The organism is Citrobacter sp. VF227 (assembly GCF_052950715.1).
Window position 1 is genome coordinate 1 of the sequence record NZ_JBRFVF010000294.1, and the last position, 499, is coordinate 499.

Annotated in this window: 1 pseudogene; it reads left to right on the forward strand. The window is 48.5% G+C overall.

Annotated elements, in window-relative coordinates:
- Nucleotides 1-126: 126 nt before the first annotated feature.
- Nucleotides 127-499 (forward strand): annotated as a pseudogene (locus ACU8YC_RS26380) (2-oxoglutarate dehydrogenase E1 subunit family protein); the annotation flags it as partial.

Consider the following 499-nt stretch of genomic DNA (forward strand, 5'->3'; position numbering starts at 1 on the left):
GCTGCACTTGCTCACCCTGGTCACTTACTGGATGTAATCTCCCAGGGATTCGCAAGCTTGCCGCCTTCCTGAAACGTGATCTATTTAGAGTATTAAATAAGCAGAAAAGATGCTTAAGTGATCACGATGCAGAACAGCGCTTTGAAAGCCTGGTTGGACTCTTCTTACTTCTCTGGTTCAAACCATAGCTGGATAGAACAGCTCTATGAAGACTTCTTAACCGACCCTGCCTCGGTAGATGCTAACTGGCGTTCGACGTTCCAGCAGTTACCTGGTACCGGAGTCAAACCGGATCAACTCCACTGAAAAGCACGTGATTATATCCGTCGGCAGGCGTTGATTACCCCAAGTTACTCTTCTTCTATTTCCGATCCTGATGCAAATGTGAAGGAGGTTAAAGTCCTGCAGCTCATTAACGCCTACCGTATCCGCGGTCATCAGCATGCGAATCACGTTCCGCTGGGACTGTGGCAGCAAGAAAATGTGGCCGATCTGGATC